The organism is Mastigocladopsis repens PCC 10914 (assembly GCF_000315565.1).
In the GTDB taxonomy this organism is placed as follows: domain Bacteria; phylum Cyanobacteriota; class Cyanobacteriia; order Cyanobacteriales; family Nostocaceae; genus Mastigocladopsis; species Mastigocladopsis repens.
In genome coordinates, this window is the sequence record NZ_JH992901.1 from 4,892,406 (window position 1) to 4,912,330 (window position 19,925).

The 19,925-nt window shown below is 44.1% G+C and carries 12 protein-coding genes; 11 read left to right on the top strand and 1 reads right to left on the bottom strand.

Annotated elements, in window-relative coordinates:
• Positions 1-730 precede the first annotated feature (730 nt).
• The 11 genes from MAS10914_RS30950 to MAS10914_RS0123830 all read left to right on the top strand — a co-directional run bounded on the left by MAS10914_RS30950 (position 731) and on the right by MAS10914_RS0123830 (position 16,930).
• Entirely contained in the window at positions 731-1,402 is a 672-nt protein-coding gene (locus tag MAS10914_RS30950; RefSeq protein ID WP_017318445.1) for a gamma carbonic anhydrase family protein, read from the top strand.
• A 366-nt stretch (positions 1,403-1,768) separates the two neighbouring features.
• On the top strand, positions 1,769-2,056 hold the full coding sequence (locus MAS10914_RS33155) for a Mo-dependent nitrogenase C-terminal domain-containing protein (protein WP_071599851.1): 288 nt from the start codon (positions 1,769-1,771) through the stop codon (positions 2,054-2,056).
• Between the two features lie 252 nt (positions 2,057-2,308).
• Positions 2,309-3,265, top strand: a complete 957-nt coding sequence (locus MAS10914_RS0123790; protein WP_332248841.1) for a bestrophin family protein — start codon at positions 2,309-2,311, stop codon at positions 3,263-3,265.
• Positions 3,266-4,310: 1,045 nt separating this feature from the next.
• Positions 4,311-5,570: a response regulator gene (locus MAS10914_RS0123795; protein WP_017318449.1), complete on the top strand. Its 1,260-nt coding sequence runs from the start codon at positions 4,311-4,313 to the stop codon at positions 5,568-5,570.
• 212 nt (positions 5,571-5,782) lie between these two features.
• The gene (locus tag MAS10914_RS0123800) at positions 5,783-6,199 is read left to right on the top strand and encodes a response regulator transcription factor (RefSeq protein WP_017318450.1); all 417 of its coding nucleotides are present in this window, start codon (positions 5,783-5,785) and stop codon (positions 6,197-6,199) included.
• A gap of 12 nt (positions 6,200-6,211) precedes the next feature.
• Positions 6,212-6,766, top strand: a complete 555-nt coding sequence (locus MAS10914_RS0123805) for a chemotaxis protein CheW (protein WP_017318451.1) — start codon at positions 6,212-6,214, stop codon at positions 6,764-6,766.
• An 86-nt stretch (positions 6,767-6,852) separates the two neighbouring features.
• Positions 6,853-9,162, top strand: a complete 2,310-nt coding sequence (locus MAS10914_RS0123810; protein WP_017318452.1) for a methyl-accepting chemotaxis protein — start codon at positions 6,853-6,855, stop codon at positions 9,160-9,162.
• Between the two features lie 39 nt (positions 9,163-9,201).
• Positions 9,202-12,639, top strand: a complete 3,438-nt coding sequence (locus tag MAS10914_RS0123815; RefSeq protein WP_026082772.1) for a hybrid sensor histidine kinase/response regulator — start codon at positions 9,202-9,204, stop codon at positions 12,637-12,639.
• Between the two features lie 296 nt (positions 12,640-12,935).
• Positions 12,936-13,994 carry a PstS family phosphate ABC transporter substrate-binding protein gene (locus MAS10914_RS0123820; RefSeq protein ID WP_017318454.1) on the top strand — a complete coding sequence of 353 codons (1,059 nt, stop codon included), beginning with the start codon at positions 12,936-12,938 and terminating at the stop codon, positions 13,992-13,994.
• A 380-nt stretch (positions 13,995-14,374) separates the two neighbouring features.
• A complete protein-coding gene (locus MAS10914_RS0123825) occupies positions 14,375-15,643 on the top strand; it encodes a hypothetical protein (protein ID WP_017318455.1) in 1,269 nt (422 codons plus the stop codon).
• Between the two features lie 204 nt (positions 15,644-15,847).
• Positions 15,848-16,930 (top strand): hypothetical protein, encoded by a 1,083-nt coding sequence (locus MAS10914_RS0123830; protein WP_232224225.1) that lies wholly within the window; start codon positions 15,848-15,850, stop codon positions 16,928-16,930.
• A gap of 497 nt (positions 16,931-17,427) precedes the next feature.
• Here MAS10914_RS0123830 and MAS10914_RS0123840 read toward each other — a convergent pair whose 3' ends face one another.
• A complete protein-coding gene (locus tag MAS10914_RS0123840) occupies positions 17,428-18,243 on the bottom strand; it encodes a response regulator transcription factor (RefSeq protein ID WP_017318458.1) in 816 nt (271 codons plus the stop codon).
• Positions 18,244-19,925: the final 1,682 nt, after the last annotated feature.

Below are 19,925 nucleotides of genomic sequence, written 5' to 3' on the forward strand. Positions count from 1 at the left end.
TCTTTGTGTTCCCCTTATAAGCTAATCGTCATTCATTTTTCCAGCATGATTCGCTTGTAGTAAGGGCTTCAATCCTAGCTCTATGCAACTAGGACTGACGCACTGTACAAACGAATCATCTTGTGTATTAGGTAAATAGGTCGTTTCAGCCTTTTACAAACCATTCTTTGTCAGTTGCGATGGCGCGAAGCGCCGACCGTAGGTGATCGCAAGAAGTTACAGCGGATTTCAATTTGGTGAAGTACACAATCTAAGTCTCAAAACCAGGGATAAAGCTTGTTTTACTTGTGTATTCTGTATTCTGCTGTATCATGCGAACCCTGTCCCCAATTGTAGGTTCTCGACCAATCAAGAGTAAATACTTAAGCGATATTACTTGTTAATAAATGGGGCACAATCTTAACTTGTCACGAATCGGTGAATAAAGCGCAAGCTCACATAAAATTGGTATCAGTCTGGCTCCACAGGCTAAGAATTCCAAAGTCCGCTCAACTTTGTCACTTTGTTCAGACCGAGTTTTTTACCAAATTGTCTCATTTGTCTCAACTTTGTCACTTTTTCAGACCGAGTTTGTCACCTTCCAATTTATATACTGTTTATAACAAATATCTGGAAAACATATATGTGTAGTCTTCCAGATATAACACGGGTGGTAGTTGACCATTAGAACACACACATGTGCGCTGCCCCCAGCAAACTCAGTGTTGAGAAGAAAAGGAAGGAGACTTTCATGCAAAATATTCACTCCAACATTCTCGCAACTTTTAATCAAACAGAAGCGATACCTGAAATTGACCCAACGGCGTATATTCACCCCCTAGCAGCTGTCATTGGCAATGTCCATCTAGGCAAAGAGGTGATGGTTGCCCCAGCAGCTTCTGTACGCGGCGATGAAGGGCAACCCATCTGGGTGGGTAATGGTGTGAATGTTCAAGATGGCGTTGTCATTCATGCCTTGGAAACTCATGTAAACGGTGAGTTGGTGCCGGAGGCTGTTGTCGAAGTCGAAGGTAATCTCTACGGTGTTTACATCAGCGATCGCGTTTCCCTAGCCCATCAGTGTCAAGTGCATGGTCCAGCGAAAATTGGTACTGACACCTTTATTGGTATGCAAGCACTAGTTTTCCGCGCTGAGATTGGCAAGAACTGTGTTTTAGAGCCAAAAGCCTTAGTGATGGGCGTGAATGTTCCCGATGGGCGATACGTTCCTGCTGGTTCTGTGATCAGAACCCAAGAAGACGCAGATAATTTGCCTCTGATTACCCCCGATTACGCCCTCAAAGGGCTTAATCATGCAGTAGTACACGTCAATGTCCAGTTGGCTAACGGCTATCGGCAAAAAGCATTGGAAGTCATTTCTAACAACGAGGAGTGGTCAGTAGCGATACCCCAAGCAGTGTAATCTCGTCTACTTTCCTAGGAAACCACAAAGAAGGAGAACACTAGGTGATGGATTGGATAACCTCGCAATTTCCAACCACATCATATGTGGTGATAAAGTTTGTTGCTCTGAATGTGAAAACACAAAGAAAAAAATTCGGGTTGGCTTAAAGTAGTCCAACCCGGATTGTTCAACAAATTCGCAAATTAATCATTTCTAGTTAACATATCATAGAGCAGGTTTAAATAACCTCTATCTGTGGATGTAGACTTTGCCGCTGTCAATGTGAAAACACAAACAAAGATAATGTCGGTTTGGCTCAAAGTACCCCAACCCGCCTTTTTCTCCAAATTCGCAAATTAATCGTCCAGGAGGAATTTGACATATATGTCAAGCTTAAATCAGATTCATTTTGTGAGCCGTCCACTCACTCTGGTGCAACAGTGGCTTGATACCCGAGAGATTCAAAATCCCAACGTGGCTCGGTTGCTGTGCAAAATCATCCCTGCTCAATGTCCTTTTGAGCGGAACATCAAACTTTTTAGCCACGTTGTATTTCACATTCCACCCCTGTGCCATATCAACCCTCTCTACGACCAGCTAGTTGGTCTTCGCTTCCGGTGTCTATCTTATCTTGCAGATGAATGTGGTGAGGATGTAACAATCTATTGCTGATAGTCAGCAAGGTAATTTTTGAGATCGAAATCGTACTTTTACGTCGTGGGGCAGCACGTTCAGGTGTAGCATCAAAAACCCCTGAAAGAGATGCCAGCCCCACAGCCATATAGGCTTAAAATATTGATTAGATTCTCCATAGTTGATTTGTTTAAACGCTCAAGGAAGTAGCCAATGTTATTTAGTAAAATGGCTCAAACAAAAGATCCGTCCAAGAAAATTATTCCGAGGTCATTTAAAGGTAAGTTCCACATCTACACAGGTGAGCAATTACACTGGCTTCAAGTAATTTTTAGACTTAAGATCTCAGTTATAAGGGCAATTTTGCCTTGGATACTCCTATGCGGTGGATATGGTTTTTTAGTTTCACTGTTGTACTATTTCGGATTCTTTGCCTCAATTGACTTCAGCAAAGTCTTTCCCCAGGTTCTTTTGACTCTCAATATAGTCCTGAGTTTGCTATTAGCTTTTAGAACGAATTCAGCACACGACCGATTTTGGGAAGGTCGGAAATTGTGGGGAGCTTTAGTCAATACTGTCCGTAACTTAACCCGTGGGATCTGGATCATAGTTAGTGAGGATGGGCCGAAAGATAAAGCATACAAAGAGGCAGTACTGGGACTAGTAGTGGCTTTTACATTTGCAATGAAGTTGCATCTGCGACGGGAACCTGTCAGCTATGAGTTAGCATCATTGATGTCGCCAGAGCAATACTCCAAGCTTAAACAAACTAATCATCCTCCACTAGAGATTGCCTTCTGGATTGGGGATTTCTTACAAGCTCAGTATGAGCAGAACAACATAAATATTTTCCAGATGAATTCCTTACAAGAGTTGCTCGACGATATGGTAGATATTTTAGGCGGTTGTGAGCGAATTCTAAAAACACCAATGCCCTTGATATACACCATTACCCTTAAGCTATTGCTGACAATTTATTTCTTGTTATTGCCCTTACAAATGGTCGGCGGTTTGAGTTGGTGGACAGGTCCGATAGTAGCCTTTATAAGCTTCATCTTGCTTGGTATTGATGAGATTGGGGCTGAAATCGAAGAGCCTTTCGGTCACGACCCAAATGACTTACCTTTGGATCTAATTTGCGCTACGATGCTCCGTAATGTTGAGGAGTTAATCACTTTTGAAAGGCAAAATTCCTCTTGGGTTAAAGCACCATTATTAGGGAATTACGATCCTCAGGAATTAGGATGATTGAATCAATTGAAAAGGGATAATTAATATTGGCAAAAATAATAAAGTAAGGGTTGTCGAAGAAGAAAATCCTGAGGGTTCAATGGTCCAGAAGGCGACAAGATACCCACAACCCTTATGGTGTAAAGGTTTAACCTAATTATGGTAAAATTAAAGATAGGTCTTGTATTCTCAACAAGACCTATCAATTGTCAATTTGACCGCAATTGTAGCAAACATAACTTAGAAAATTAACGACAGCCCTCTGAGTTGTTGTTTTTAAATCTTCTAATTAAAGTAATAACTATAAGATATTAAGCCCGTCAGCATAGAAAAAATAGCTGCTACTTTAGCTTGACCAATTTTCTTTGAGAAGATGCCTGAAAATTTGTGAGAGTTACGCAAGTTGTTTGAGTATTAAATGAATCTAAGTCCCTGAGTCCTTACGGACACGCTACGCCTATGCCTGCGGCACACTGGGCGAACGCGACGTAGATAAATTGTGTGGTTTCGGGTAGCACCTCTAACAGTTGCCAGAGAGAGTATATAAGCTGTAGGATTGAATGACACTTATTTAAGGCAAATCATTCAGCAAATGTGGGTTGACAAGCGCTCCGAAGTATGGTCATGGGTGGATAAGACTATGGCTAATATCTATTTCGGCAAAATTGGCGGCATGTGGAAGCACTTGCCCCAAAATTTGTCCCGGTTTTGTCACCTTTTTGTCCCGAGTTTGTCTAGCTTCTGCTGCTTAACTTAAATATAAACAGATTGTTCTTAAAAGGTGGATGTTCTTTTTTCTTGCTTATATGCGGCTCTAAGCTGCAATTAAAACTTAAATCCGCGAGCTAGCTCAAGAGAGAACAGGGAACTTTTTCAGAACACGCTTACCCTAACAACAACTATGTCTACGTGCGTGCATCTCTACAATTTAAACGAAAAGAGACCAGGTGCGATCGCTCCTCCCTTATCCCTCCTTTCGTCATTGCAGCAAGGGGCATCTGGAGAAAGGCAAAACGGATGCAAACATTTCGCTCACTCGCACAGCAGATTCTAGTCATGCTTCATGGATACCAGATCAAGAAATGGCGACAAATTTCATAAAGGTGCTATGAATAGCAGTCTCTACCAATCAGTTGATGCCCTACTTGCTCGGAGAAATGACACTCCCCTAATTAGGGATTTTGACGCTTCAAAGCAGGCTGAACTGTTTGTAACATTGAAGCAGCTTCAGTTCAGCGGTCAACTTGTGTTGACCGATGTCATGGGACGAGGATGGGTTTTCTATCTGCATCGCGGTTTTATTGTATATGTTGCGGGTGGAGATCATCCAGTGAGGCGATGGAAGAGAAATTCAGCAATCTATCTGCCTGAGCAACCTAGTGCTATTTCAGCACTACAATATGAATTAGCTAATACGGATTGTGAAGATTTTGGTGACTGTTGGCAGTACCAACTATTGTGTTTGTGGGTAGAGCAACAAAAAATCACCACCGAGCAAGCTGGCAGGGTCGTTTGGTCTACCATTGTTGAGGTGTTGTTTGATATCACGCAAGTAAACCAGGTGACTTGTGAACTTAGACCGAATATTTCGTTGCCTAAGAGACTTGTTTTGATAGATGCAGGGCAAGCTGTTGCAGAAGCGGATCGGCTTTGGCAAGTTTGGAAGGCTGCAAAAGTTGCTGATTGCTTCCCCAATAAGATGCCTGCCATCAGTCAAGCGGGGGAACTGCAACAGCGAATCTCCAGCTCGGTCTACCAAACGCTAAACCAACTTTTCGAGCAACAGCAGACCCTGCGTGAAATGGCACTGGAGATGAAGCAGGACGTGTTGACCCTCACTCGTTCACTGTTGCCCTATCTTCAATCAGGGTTAGTTGAATTAAGAACTATTACCGACCTACCGGGTCCAATTTTTGCATCACCGACGCAACCAGAGATTCGCGAACCCTTAATTGCCTGTTTGGATGACAATCCTTGGGTTTGCCAAGAGATGGAAAAAATTCTCACAGCAGCCAACTATCGGTTTGTTGGTCTGAACGATCCTCTGCGGGCGATCGGCGTTTTGTTGGCGCTTAAGCCGGATCTTGTCTTTCTCGATTTGATGATGCCGAATACAAACGGATATGAAATTTGCGGCAAGTTACGCAAACTTTCTTGCTTCCGCCATACGCCAATTATTATTTTGACGGGAAATGATGGGGTCATCGACCGAGTTAGAGCTAAGATGGTTGGCTCTTCAGATTTTCTCAGTAAAGAAACAGTTGATACCAAACAAGTCATGGGTGTCATCAATAAACACCTCAAACAGATTCATCTGGCTTAACCCTGTTGTGAATCAAATCGGAAAAAGCCAGTTAAAAAATGTTCAGTTATGAGGGTGTAGGTCTCGCAGAAGCTTAATGCAGCTTGCATTCATGAATCAGTGAAACTCACCCTTACTTTTACATTTATGAACCAGCGAAAGATCCCCTATACTTAGGAAAAGAAAAATTTTTGAATTTTGGGTTGTCCGTTATTTGTTGGAGGTAGAAGCCTATGAATATTGCCCCGGCTACTGAGGATTCCTCGAGCGATCAAACTGTTGCCTTGGTAGTTGATGATTCCCCACCTGCACGAGAAGTGATTACGCAGTATTTGCATCAATCCGGTTTTCGTGTTTTGACAGCTAGTAACGGGGAAGAAGCAATAGAACAAATCAGTAAATATAAACCTAATATTATCATTCTAGATGTTGTACTACCGGGTCGAAGCGGTTTTGCCCTTTGTCGAGATTTCAAGGCGACTGCCGAGACAACTAACATTCCCATTATCCTATGCTCAATAAAAAAAACAAGTGCTGATCGATTCTGGGGATTAAAGCAGGGAGCAGATGCCTACTTATCTAAGCCAATCGCTGAGGAAGAACTGCTCAGCGCTATCAAGAATTGTTTGGCTGTTAAGTCCGATAGTTAAGGAGATGCACCAATGGCGTCTGAGTCTATACTCACAACAGACTCTTTAGCATCATCAACCGTCCTATCCTCCGCAAAGGCAGCAGAGCAGTTTTTACGGTTTCAGCTTGTGCCTGAAATAGCGGCATTGCTGCCAATTTCTCAGCTCATTGAGGTGCTGACAATCCCTGTGGGTCAGATTACACCAATTCCTCAGATCCCTGCTTGGGTGATGGGCGCTTATAACTGGCGGGGTGAAGTGCTCTGGATGATTGATCTGCCTCACTTAATAGGGTTCACTCCCTGGCATCAACAGGGCATGAGTGCAACCTATACCGCAGTTGTACTGCGTGTCTGTTCTAGGAATACACTAGACACCAATGCTGGAAACCAGCAGATGATAGGGCTGGTGATAAACCGAGCAGAAATGATCGAGTGGTGCGACCCAGATCTACTTGAATCTCCATCGTCCGATGTCGTCGCCCCGCAGTTGGTGCCGTTTTTGCGCGGATACCAATTGAAATCTAATGGTGAACGGTTAGCCGTTTTGGATGATGAATTCATTGTTAGCGCTATATCCCAGTTATAAGCTGAAGAAATCCTAAACGATTGTTTTGCCTTCATTGGGCTTTAAACAACCGCAACCAAATGCTCAGATCTTATGAGGTAAATTCTATGGCTCAGAAATATCTTGAGTCTTTGATGCGTGACTCCCAAAAAGCGAATACCAGTAGAAACTCATTCAGGACTCGACACCCTTCTCGCCAATGGTGGAAAGCAAGTTGGTGGCAGGAGTTACGTTTACCAAAACTGAGGCTACCAAAGAGTTTGCCAACAAAAGTAACAGCTTTGGCAATTGCCATCGGTGTGATTCCGGTAGCAACCATTGGAGGTATCACTTATATCTTGGCGAGTCGCTCTCTGACAAGGCAAATTATTGCAGAGCAAGAAAGCCGTATCCTTGGCGTGAGAGGCGGAATTAGCGCTACCATCAATCGATTCGTTGAAGACGCTGAAGCAATAGCTAAGTCGTCCTTGCTGACAGATTCACAACAGTTAAACTCAACGGTTTCAGACTCGGCTTTTGTGACATCGCATCTGACCAGAACAACCACACAAGAGCAAAAGATAAGTCTACTGGACAGTTTTATTGAGGCTAGCAACGGGAAATACGACAGTATTGCCGTAGTTGACATAACGGGCAAATTACTGTTTCAGTCCCATTCATCGCGGCACTTGAACCCCCATGAGAACTATAGTGACCGAGAGTACTTTCAACGTGCGATCGCAACTCAGTCCCCAGCCATTAACAACCCGAACACGACTGTATCATCAGGCAGAAGTCACTTGGAAGTAGCTGCACCCATTAAACAGGTTGGAACGGGTGAAGTCCTTGGCATTGTTCTGGTTCAAATGTCATCAGAGCATCTGGGCGAAATCTTCAAATCTGTTCAAGACATCAGTTGGGAATATGAGATGGTTGATCCTGATGGGCAGATTTTTGCTGCTTCGGAAGCAGATTTGCTCGGTCACTCGGCTGAACTAGATTATGAGGGATTTACTGAGTCCTGGGCACAAGTCTTGGAAGAAGTACATAGAAATTCAGTAGTCAGCCGAATTGCCATGGATAGGAATGACCAGGAAGAAGTCCTGGTCAGTTTCACAAGCATAACAGACTTAAAGGGGGTACCAGAGCCAGGGTGGGCAGTCGGTATTGCCCGCCCTACGGAGGAAGCCTTCGTTCCTTTGGTGAAACTACGCCTCATTCTACTCATTGGAATAGGAGCAGCAGCCCTACTGATAGGGGCAATTGCGGCTATCCTAGCGAATCGGGCTACCCGTCCCCTCTTGGCTGCAACCTTCGCCGTGGAGAAAATGGGTCAAGGAAACTTGAATACCCGTCTGGATGTACAAGGGGAAGATGAGCTGGCCATGCTGTGTCGCACCATCAATAAGATGGCAGCGCAAATACAGCAGTTCGTGCAAGAGAAAGAACTATTGCAAAAACGGGTGTTCGAGTTACTGGTGGAAGTAGATCCTGTCAGTAAAGGAGATCTGACAGTCTACGCCCATGTGACGGACGATGAAGTTGGTACGGTCGCTGACTCTTATAACTACGTGATTGAAAGCTTGCGGAAGATTGTCATGCAAGTTCAAACCGCAACCAACCAAGTAGAAGCAACCGCAAACAACAGTGAGGGCCTGGTTCAAACATTAGTCGAAGGCGCTTTGCAGCAGTCAGAGAAAATTATGACAGCCATGCAGCGGATTCAAGCGATGTCTGACTCAATCCACGCAGTCGCCATGAACGCTAAAACAGCAGAAGCAACAGTTCAACAAGCTACTGAAACCGTTGAACTAGAAAATGAGCTGATGAACTTAACAGTAGATGGGATTGTGGCGATTCGAGAAACAGTAGCAGAAACAGGTAAAAAGGTCAAGTACCTAGGGGAGTCTTCCCAAAAGATATCTACCGTGGTGAGCCTGATTAAGAATTTTGCGGAGCAAACAAACGTTTTGGCGCTCAATGCGTCCATCGAAGCTGCTCGCGCTGGCGAAGAAGGTCGAGGCTTCGCGATCGTTGCGGAGGAAATCCGAGATCTAGCCCAGCAATCGGCAAAAGCCACCGATGATATCGAAAAGCTGATATCCAGCATTCAGCGGGCAACTGGTGAAGTGGTTGCTGCGATGGAAGTCGGGACTGAACAGGTCGTGTCTGGAACCAAATTGGTAGATGAAACGCTTTTTGGGTTAAACGAAATCGTCACAGCCAATGCTCAAATCCATCAAGTAGTGGAAGCGATCGTCCAGGCAACAGTTGAGCAAACTCAAAACTCTGAGATCGTCACCAAAACGATAGCAGAGGTGGCTACAATCGCGGAAAACACGGCAACTTCAGCTACCAATGTGTCGGCTTCCTTTGAGGAACTGGTCGCAGTCGCCAAAGTGCTGCAAGGGAGTGTCAGCAAGTTTAAAGTACAGTAGCATCAAACGTTGCACTGATGAATCAGGGAGAAGCAAATTATGTCGATGTCCCCCAATGTTCGTGACCAAACTTATCAATTTTTCATTGAAGAAGTTCCTGAGTTGCTGCAAGTGCTCGAAACAGGGCTGCTTACCCTAAGGTCTGAACGCAGCACAACCAAACTCCACGAGTTAATGCGAGCGGCTCACTCCCTCAAAGGAGGTGCTGCCATTGTGGGACTTGAGGGCATCATAACCATTGCCCATCGACTAGAGGACATTTTCAGGGCACTCTACGACGAGACAGTAGTCATCGATGCCGATCTCGAAGGGTTGCTGCTACAAGCATACGATTGTCTCCGACTTCCCCTAACAGAGCAAATTACAATCGGCTACTTTGACCTAGAGTCAGCCCTAACCGCTGCTGACCCTATATTTACTCAGATCGAAAAACAACTGGGAGATGCGCTCACTCAGGCTAACTACTATATGCCTGACTCTGGGGATCTAAACGTTGACATTGTCGCATCAGTCTTTAAGGTCGATGTCGCTCATGGGTTAGAGCACCTTACCACCACAATCGCTGCTAACCCCCAAAACTCTGAAATTGCAAGAGAATTACGCGCACAAGCAGAATTATTTGCCAGATTTGCTGAGTTTCTAGAACTTCCAGGGTTTAAAGCAATCGCGGAAACGACTTTAGCTGCGCTACTTGCTCATCCAGATCAAGCGCTGCACATCGCCCAATTGGCACTTGCTAATTTTCAGGCTAGCAGAGAGGCTGTCCTTGCAGGCGATCGCACCCAAGGAGGTAGCCCAACAGCCGCCCTGATGACTTTGGCAGAAACCACCGTTATCGAAGAAGCACCCGTAAGTATCTTCGACCCAGCTATCGCTTCCTTAGACTCAGAAATTATCGAAGAAGCACCCGTAAGTATCTTCGACCCAGCCATCGCTTCCTTAGACTCAGAAATTATCGAAGAAGCACCCGTAAGTATCTTCGACTCAGCCATCGCTTCCTTAAACTCACAAGCTGCGGTTGAACACTCACAAGAGGACCTTCCCCTTTCCTTAGAGGACTTGTTAAGTGGGAAGAAACCAATTACAGCGACACAAGCGAGTGAGAACAGCCCAGTTTTCCTGTTTGAGGCTGATATAGAAGAGGTAACCCCAACCGTCATCGACGATCCTGAAGCAGCAGAAGAACCACCATCTCTCATGGAGATTGTGGGCAGATCGATTGCTACACCTGCGATCACTTCGCCTACGCGCTCTTGTGAGCAATCAAACTTACCACCTTTTCAAGACACTCCTACAACCTTACCCGAGCTAAATCTTGCTAGCCCTACTCCGTCGATCTCTATTGTAGTCTCGCAGGTAACAGAACCTTTTTCAATTCAGCCCGTTGCGACGCAGGAATTTCAGATTCGCAAACAGGCTCAGGAGCAGTTTTCCCCCAATGCCGCCAATATTTCAGTTCGGGTTGACCTCGCTCGGTTAGAGCGGATGAATAATCTCTTGGGCGAATTAACGATTAACCGCAATATGTTTGCTCTTGAAAATGAACAAATTCAGGAAGCAATTGAAGAGTTACTCTCGCGTTTTGATCGCTTTCAAGAACTCATCAAGCAGGTACAAAACGTATCAGACACCATGGTGGTCGCATCATTATCTGTTGACCAGAGAAAGAAGGTGGCGTTAGGGAACGGGAACCGGGAATTAGGGCTTCATTCGTTTGACTCTGCACATCATCCTTCTGCATCTAGTCTTCAGTTATCGGCTTCTGGATTCTCCTTGGCAGAGTTTGATTCTTTGGAAATGGATCGCTACGGAGCGCTACACTCCTCGTTGCAGGGAGTCCTGGAAGAAGTAGCGCAGCTCAAAGAAGCAGTGGATGATATTGCCTTATTTAGTGGACGCTCGAATCGAACAATTCGACAGGAGCGTCAAATGCTCTCTCAACTGCGGGATGAACTCATGTGGTCTCGCATGCTGCCAATTGGTAACGTGCTGAGTCGTTTTCCCAGAGTATTGCGGGATATGTCTACCACTTATCACAAACCCGTCAGCTTAAAACTAACAGGAACAGAAGTACAGGTTGAAAAAGCCATTGTGGAGAAGCTCTATGACCCGCTTCTGCACTTACTTCGGAATGCCTTTGATCATGGCATTGAGCCTCCAGATATTCGGCGTCAACGAGGAAAACCAGAGCAAGGCGAAATTGAAATTCGAGCGTATCACCAGGGCAACCAAACCGTTGTTGAAGTACGGGATGATGGTCAGGGTCTCAATTTGGAGCGTATCTGTTCTCGGGCACTTGAAAGAGGCTTGTTGTCGCCAGAACAATTGGCAGTGACTCCTACGACTGGGCTGTTTGAACTGATCTTCGAGCCAGGTTTTTCAACCGCAAGTCGGGTGAGCGAACTTTCTGGACGGGGTGTCGGGCTAGATGTCGTTAGGGCCGAGCTACAATCGCTGAAAGGTACGATCACTGTAACCTCCTCGCCTGAACAGGGCACAACCTTTACCTTACGCCTGCCATTTACACTAACGGTCGCCAAATTACTGGTTTGCTCAGTGGGTTCCTCAACTGTAGCACTACCAATCGACAGCATCGCCAGGATTATTACTCCCCAAGCCGATCAGACTCACCAAGCTGATAGCCAGCAATTTTTAACCTGGCAAGAGCAGTCTATTCCTATTTATCGATTGGTCGATCTTTTGGGCTACAACTGTCCATTGCCAGAATCCTTTAGCAATCCAGCGGTCAGTGTCTCCTCAACAGAAAACAGCACTCAACCGCTGCTGCTGATCCGTCGGGAGCAAGAGATGTTTGTTCTAGAAGTTGACAATCTAGTTGCTGAACAAGAACTGGTGATCAAACCCTTTGGCTCAATGATCACTCCTCCCAACTATATTTCTGGCTGTACTATTTTGGGAAGTGGCACTCTGATTCCCGTGATTAATGGGGCTTTGTTGCTAGAAGAGTTTCTGGCGCAGAGCAAAACTACCATATCCGCCATAGCACCTGCAACCGAGTCGTTAGCCACTGATAAACAATTTTCGGCACACGAGAACGTAGCTCCCAACAAGACACACACAACGCCTACAGTGCTTGTTGTTGACGACTCTGCTACCGCTAGGCGAGCTTTGGTTTTCACTTTGGAGAAAGCTGGCTATCGAGTTTTGCAAGCGCGGGATGGATGGGAAGCCATCGAACAACTGCGGCACAGTTCAATGGTGCAACTGATGATTTGTGATGTCGAAATGCCTAAGATGAATGGGTTTGAGTTTCTTGACTACCGTCGCCAAGACCCTCAGTTGGCAAAGATCCCTGTGGCAATGCTAACAACCCGTAGTAACAGTAAACATCGCAGTTTAGCAATGCATTTAGGCGCTAGCGCTTACTTCACCAAGCCTTACATAGAATTAGAGTTTCTATCGGCACTCAGAAACATTGTTGGTCAGGACGCGCCTCAAAATACGGGTTACTTATGATATGAGTTAAAATTCATATTTTCTAAAAATCAATGATATTGTTTAATCACATGGTCTTGTTAATAAAACAAGACCATTTTTGATTGTGATGAGCACTCACGGCTATAGCAATCCGATTTGACTTGGGAAACGATTGTGGTAATTGTTATTGATCATTGGTTATTGGTCTAGTGAGGCAATGAATAACAACTGACCAATGACGAATGACAGTAATCCACTCTTTTCACGAATCATTTGGGGTCGCTATAGAAGGCATTGCTTTTAAAGGATGCTTTTGATAAATTGGCAAAGACCTTATGTCTCAAAAAACAAGAGAAACGGCAATCCTAGTTTCACTCCTCCTGATCACAGCAGGACTAATCGGTGCAGGATTTTGGTGGGCTAGTGGTTGGTCTGGTCTTGAAAATGTTAGCGACTTGTTCGTGGGTTCCCAGGTTGGTAGCGGGGAGAAACTACAGGAAGCCCAAGGGAAGGCTAAAACCTTTGCCGAAGTGCCAAATGTTCCATCGGGGTTATTTAACTATGGAGGTAGTACAACTTGGGCACCCATCCGAAAAATAGTAGACCCCATTATTCCAACCACCTGGTCACAGTTTCAATTGCGCTACACAAATCCAGCCAGTGATAAGCCTGGCTCTGGTACCGGCATCAAGATGCTGTTAGAGGATCAGCTTGCTTTTTCTCAGTCCTCCCGCCCAATCGAAGACGAAGAATACCAAAAGGCAAGACAACGCGGTTTTACCCTCAAAGAGATACCAGTGGCGATTGATGGAATTGCGATCGCCGTTCATCCATCTGTGAAAATTCCTGGTCTGACTGTCGCCCAGATCAAAGGTATCTACACAGGCAAAATTAACAACTGGAAGCAAGTCGGTGGTCCAGACCTCCCTGTTACTCCATACTCTCGATCTCGAGAAGCTGGTGGTACGGTTGAATTCTTTATAGAAAATGTTTTGGAGGGTGGGAAGCTTGGTTCTAACGTCAAGATTGTTTCTGACACAACCAGTGGCTTGAGGAAAGTGGCTTCAGATTCTGGTGGTATCTATTATGCCAGTTCTACCCAGGTAGTGCCACAGTGTAATGTTAAACCTTTGCCGATTGGTTATCAACCTGATCAACTGGTTCCTCCCTATCAGGAGCCTTTTGTGGAGCTTTCTCAATGTCCAAATCGGCGCAACCTCCTAAACAGGGCTGCCATACAAAGTGGAGAATATCCCATTACTCGCCGATTATTTGTGATCATTAAGCAAAACGGTCAAGAGGATGAACAGGCTGGTAGAGCTTATGCCGCTCTGTTATTGAGCGCTCAGGGTCAGGAGTTGATTAAGAATGCTGGATTTATTAGCCTTCGCTAGCTAGTTGAACTCACAGATCTATCTTTTGTCCCGAGTTTGTCACCTTTTTGTCCCTGATTTGTCTATCTTCTTTTGCTTAACTAAAGGTAACAATCTACATTATTCATCTAGAATTTCAATATCTTTACTATCAATGCGTTCTAAGAATCAGCTTCTTCGTGTTCTCTGCGGCCTTCAAGCTGTTGTCTGGTGTAGTGCTAGCTTAAGCCAGCTAGCGATGGCAGGTTAGCTCTGAGGTTAGACCAACTGCTCTGATAATTGCTGCCACTGACCCCGGCAACTTCCTTGTTGCTGTGTTATTAGGCTTAACATATCAACTAATACGGCTTTTTATCACATAGAATTCAAGCAAAAAACGCATTACTTACTAGGGTTTTGTTATGTCTTCTTGGCTCAAAGACCGCTTCTTTGCAACACCAGAACAATCACTAGAGCAAGCTTATCAGGCTGCGTTGAAAATCGAATTCATTGAAGGCAGATATTTCAATGGTGACAAGATACGTAATAATGGTCACATTGAGTTTCCCCAAGAAGAATTCGAGAAAAATTTGGACATTCTTCAACAAAGAATGAAAGAATTCAATGGCAGCAGATCTACACTTGGCAAGCTCGGACAAGATCACTTGATGAGGCTGATATTTGTAGAGGGAATCTTAGCAAAATATACTACTACCAATCCAGACACCTCTGCGCTGGCTCCGGTCTCATCTCCAACAACTTCCAGCCCAGTCGTCAATAACAAGTCATATCCATCGCCCATAAATATCATTAACGTAAAACCAGTCCCCTCTGGCAAGAGAAAAAAACAAACTTCAAAAGATTTAGACTTGCAAGGGTACACTGAGTCAGACAATGGTAAGCCTGGAGTACTGCCAAAGTCAATCAAGAAGACGCTCGATAAAGTCAAAAACGATCTGAGTCCTGGAGCTGAAGAAGACGTCGTCAATGCATTTCGCCGCTCTAGAGCACAAACAGTTATTGCTCTGAGGCTTTTGGCGTTGTTAATTATTGTCCCCCTATTGACGCAACAGATATCTAAAAATTTCTTGATTCTTCCGATTGTAGAGAAGTACAGGGGAGGAGAGGAAGCACAAGTCTTCTTAAACTCTGAGATGAAGGAGGAAGCTCTCGAGGAACTACACATGTTCAAAGAAGAGCTCGAATTGGAAAGCCTAATCGGTTCTGCTCCTCGGCTTAGTGCAGAAGCGCTGGAGGAGCAAGTTAAACATAAAGCAGTTGAAATTGCAGAGGAATTTCGGCATAAGAGTCATAGTGCTGTCAGCAACGTTTTTGCTGATATAGTGGCGCTTTTCGCTTTCGCCCTAGTCTTGTTGTTCAGACGACAAGATATTGCTGTGCTCAAATCTTTCATAGACAATATTGTGTATGGTCTGAGCGACAGTGCTAAAGCGTTTGCCATCATTCTAACAACTGACATATTCGTGGGTTTCCACTCTCCTCATGGGTGGGAGGTTCTGCTTGAAAGCTTGGCAGCCCATCTGGGAGTTGCAGCCAATCGCAGTGCGATCTCTCTGTTCATAGCAACAGTCCCAGTTGTCGCTGACACAATGGTTAAGTACTGGATCTTCCGTTCTCTCAGCCGGATGTCTCCTTCGACAATGGCTACCTTGAAGGAAATGGATGATTGATGTTCAATGCCTGTTTGCCCTGATGAAATGAAACTTTTCCTAGTAGGAATGGCACTTAATTAAAGCGATCGTAAACTGCAGGAGAATAGGCTAAAAAAGTCTCCAAGTCCTGATTAGGAAACAGTTCGAGACTTGGAGATTCAATTCAAAACCATATCAGCCTCGCAAGTGTTTTGTAAATTTTCGACGTGCTTAATTATGAAAATGACTCAAGGCTCAGAATTCCGCAATATACTTATGTTTGCCAAAGTTGAAAAATATATCAATATTGGCAACAAGTGGATATCACAAACGTCTGAAAAGGTATTAGAGGAAGTCCATAAAACTGCGGAAGTGATAGGAAAATTTGAATCTGAGAAAAAATATCTCAGTTCAAGCACATCGCAAGTACAAAAATATGTTAATATAGCTAAAAAATGGCTCCTAGAAACACCTGAAAGAGCGTTAGACGAAGCTTACAAGGCTGCGCTAGTTCTTAACAAAATTGAAGATGAGTATTTTGCTGGATCTGAAATCACTTCAGTTTCAAATTCCAGTGATAGTGTAGCCACATATTTTGATTTGAAAACCCAAAAATATCGGCTCACTATCGAAATCAGAATGATGGAATTCAGGGCAAGCTATTCTATCATTGACACTTCAAATGTGAGTCCACATACTTTAGGTGAATCCAGCATGACCTTAGAGAAGCTGAAATTCATCAATGAAGTCCTGACTCGTCATTCTACAAAGCAAACCAATATGTCAATACCAGCAGAGAGTTCTGCTTTGGTAGGGGAGCAAATAGCAGGTGTTTTTGAGCAAGAAATTTCTAACCAACTAGGTAGTAAGTGGCAATTGTTGGAATCCTTCTATCTGCCTATAGAACAAGAAGAAAATAGCCTAGACTCTCAAGCTCCCACTACAAGGGACATTCAGCCACAAACACAATTGTATACTCCTTTAACTGGAGATCCACAATTGCATACTGCTTTTGCAGAAGAAAATACCCTAGAGCCTCAAGCTCCCACTATAAGGGACATTCAGCCACAAACACAAACTCCTTCAACTGGAGGTAGGGCACAGAAAATAGGGCTGGCTTCAATCGTGTTTGCTGCGGGATTTGCAGGAGGAGCTTGCTCTTGGGCACTATTTTCATCCCAAGACGCTGTAGCCAATAACAACATACACCATAACCTAACACAACAGGTGAATTCCAACCGTATTCAGAAGACTATCAGTACTGATGCAATATCCAGCCCCTGTGTACCTGAGATCATTTCCTCAGAGTCCGGCTTTTCGCGATGATGCTTCCCAAAAGGCTCCTGAACTAACGGAGTGTAAGAGTTGGGAATTCTTAAATATTCAGTTTCAGGGATTTGAAAATAAACCAGAATAGACCTATGGCGGCAAAAATACCCACAAATACGACCACGATTTCTACTATCTCAAGTTTGATTTCGAGAGCAGCATTTTTGTTAAGTGGATGCACTGCTAATGGCACTTTAAACTAGGAGAAGCAGTCTGAGCTAAGGTCAGCAAGCCCTTGTTCAACACTTGCTTGACGTTATGCTCTATATTCTGTGGCAAATATAGGTTTTGAACGACAGAATATCTAAATTTCCTAGATTCTTGAGTTACTGATAATAACAGGGGTATTGTCGGTATTGCTGTTAAGGTAAGCAGCAGAAAACGTTTGTGTAGAGACTAAACAGGGAAACGTTTGTGCAGAGGTTGAAACATTAAACTAGGCAGAATGCAATTTCTAACTTAAATGAACTGGTCAATTTGTTGTCCACATTTTTTTAATACTTCCAACGACTGAGAGTGGAAAACGTTTCCCCTGAAAACTTCTGTCTGCCCTTTCCAGAAGTATTATTCATCTCCTTATTCTGGCTGCACTGGCTGCTGTTGGGATTTTCATTATGGTAAAGTGGCTTATTTTGTGAATACTGTTTGAGATAGTATCCCATACCATAAGCTGTCGCCACAAAATCATCCGGTGCGCCATTTGCCTTGAGCTTCTGTCTTAAACGTTTGACAAGAGCCTTGACTGCATCTTCCTCTGGAGGCTCGTCAAAAGACCAAAGGTTTTCTAAGATTTTGCTGCGACTCAAAACGCTACCATTACTGCGAAGGAGAAGCTCTAACAGACGATATTCTTTAGGAGTGAGCTGCAAAGGCTGATTTTCATAAATTGCCTGACAAATATTAGGGTCAAGTTGCAAGTTTTCCCACTCCATCACAGGAGATAGAGTAGTATGTCCACGACGCAACAAAGCTCGGATACGAGCAGACAGTTCTTGCAGCTTATATGGTTTGATCACATAGTCATCTGCACCTGCATCTAAGCCTGCAACTATATCAGTAGTGGCATCTCGAGCAGTTAAAAGGAGAATTGGCATAAGGTAACCTTGAGAGCGTACCTGATGACAAAGGCTAACACCATCAAGCTTTGGTAGCATGATATCCAGCAAAAGTAAATCGTAAGCAAAAGTCCTTACAAAATCCAAGCCCTTTTCACCATCGCTAGCAACATCAACAATGTAGTGTTGCTCAACAAGAGCTTCTGCAAGTGACTCTGCAATGTGCTTATCATCCTCTGCTAGCAAAATCCTCATAATTCACAGCTTCCTTGAGAGACGGCATTGTCGAAACGGCAGATAGCACTTTTCAAGGTTTTGCCTCAAACTACTTTGTAGCCAGCAGTTTCAGCAATGCAGATATTTCATATCTAACTATCTATAAATTCGTGAGAAAAAGTGAGAAGGTTTTTTCTACAATTCCACTGGAGCTTATGTTGAAAGAGAATTGGAAAAGTTCAATCCTTAATATCCCCCAAAGTTTTTTGTCATTTTAAACATTCAACCTTTCAATACTTAATAAGCACACCCACGATTATAGCTGAGGTGGTTACAAAAAAAAATGCTTAATCCTAGAATTTTTAATAGTTTATTTAAATGTAAAAAGAGAATTTTGAGCAAACTGAGTTTTTTCTTTTATATGTTGCTTCCATCTCATGAAATCCTTTTGTTCTGTTTCGAAATTTTGACAAGCTGACAGAACCGGGAGTTATTGAATCATATTTCGATTCAGCAACTTCCATTCTCGCCAAGAATCACTCTGCTTAAAAGGCTAATTTGCAGACATATATATTACCTTTATAGAAAAAATTTTTTAAGAAGTAAATTGGGGTAGATTGAGTAAACTATCGTCACTTAACCTGACAAAGTATAGGCTAAGAAAACTCTAAGCCTTACTCAAAACCCTAGTATCGTAACTATAAAGTTTATCTATGTATTATTATAGTATAACAATCTTAACGAGACAAGATAGCAATTTTGCTTTGATGCTTCAGTAGGGAGACCGTTTAGACAATCTCAATATAAATAGTATTAAGTAATAGTTGCAAATGAATTAATAAGTAGAGCTTATGCATTGAGAACGCAACTATAAGCATGCTCCTTTTGAGCGTAGCGTGCGCCTGGGGCGCATAGCGGCTTTAAGGGAGAGTAGAGTTGAATTATACATACATTGAATGTATAATCTCAGCAGATACTTTGCAATCACTCAGAAGGATGATAAGCAAAGACAATTTGCTATAGGTCTTATAGGTGCAAAACCCAAGCAATGATCCTACAGCAAACCGACACCCAACAATCATGAATTAATTGCTGCTGAAGAATACGCAACTATTCAGCTTACTGCAAACTACTTTCCTCTTTGATTTCTTCTTGGGTGTGGATGGCTAGACGTTCATCGGGCAACTGCCCGTGAGAAAGCAGCTTGTCATTGGACATAGCTTTGAGTTTTGATGTAAATGACTCTGAGCAAGTGCTCGTTTGCGGTGTGAATTGTTCTATCGGGGGATTATTGGTAGCCACTGGGGGCAAATTCTCCTCCTGGTGAGGAACTGAGGTAGGAGGAGTCAGAGATGAGAACGAGGGAGGGACGGAGGGGCGAGCAAAAATATTCTCACGTCCCCGCGTCTTGGCATCTTTGCGTTGCCGTATCTCCATGTTTTCAGTTTCCGCCTCCCCGTCGGTGATCGGCAGTCGTACGCCAGTCCCCTCAACGGAACGGCAGTTGTTACTACGGGGGGCTTTGGGATCTTGACGGAGGAGCCAGCCCTCCCTAATCTCCACCATGTCCTGTGCTTGCGGCACGGCACTGGAAGGAGATGCTGAGTCCGTGGTGGGATATGCTTCTCGAACGGGTGCCTCGCTCCGCGAGGAGCTTTCGCTAACACGTTCGCGTGGCGTACCCTTTGCACTTAATGTGCGCGGCTCGCTAACGTGGGAAT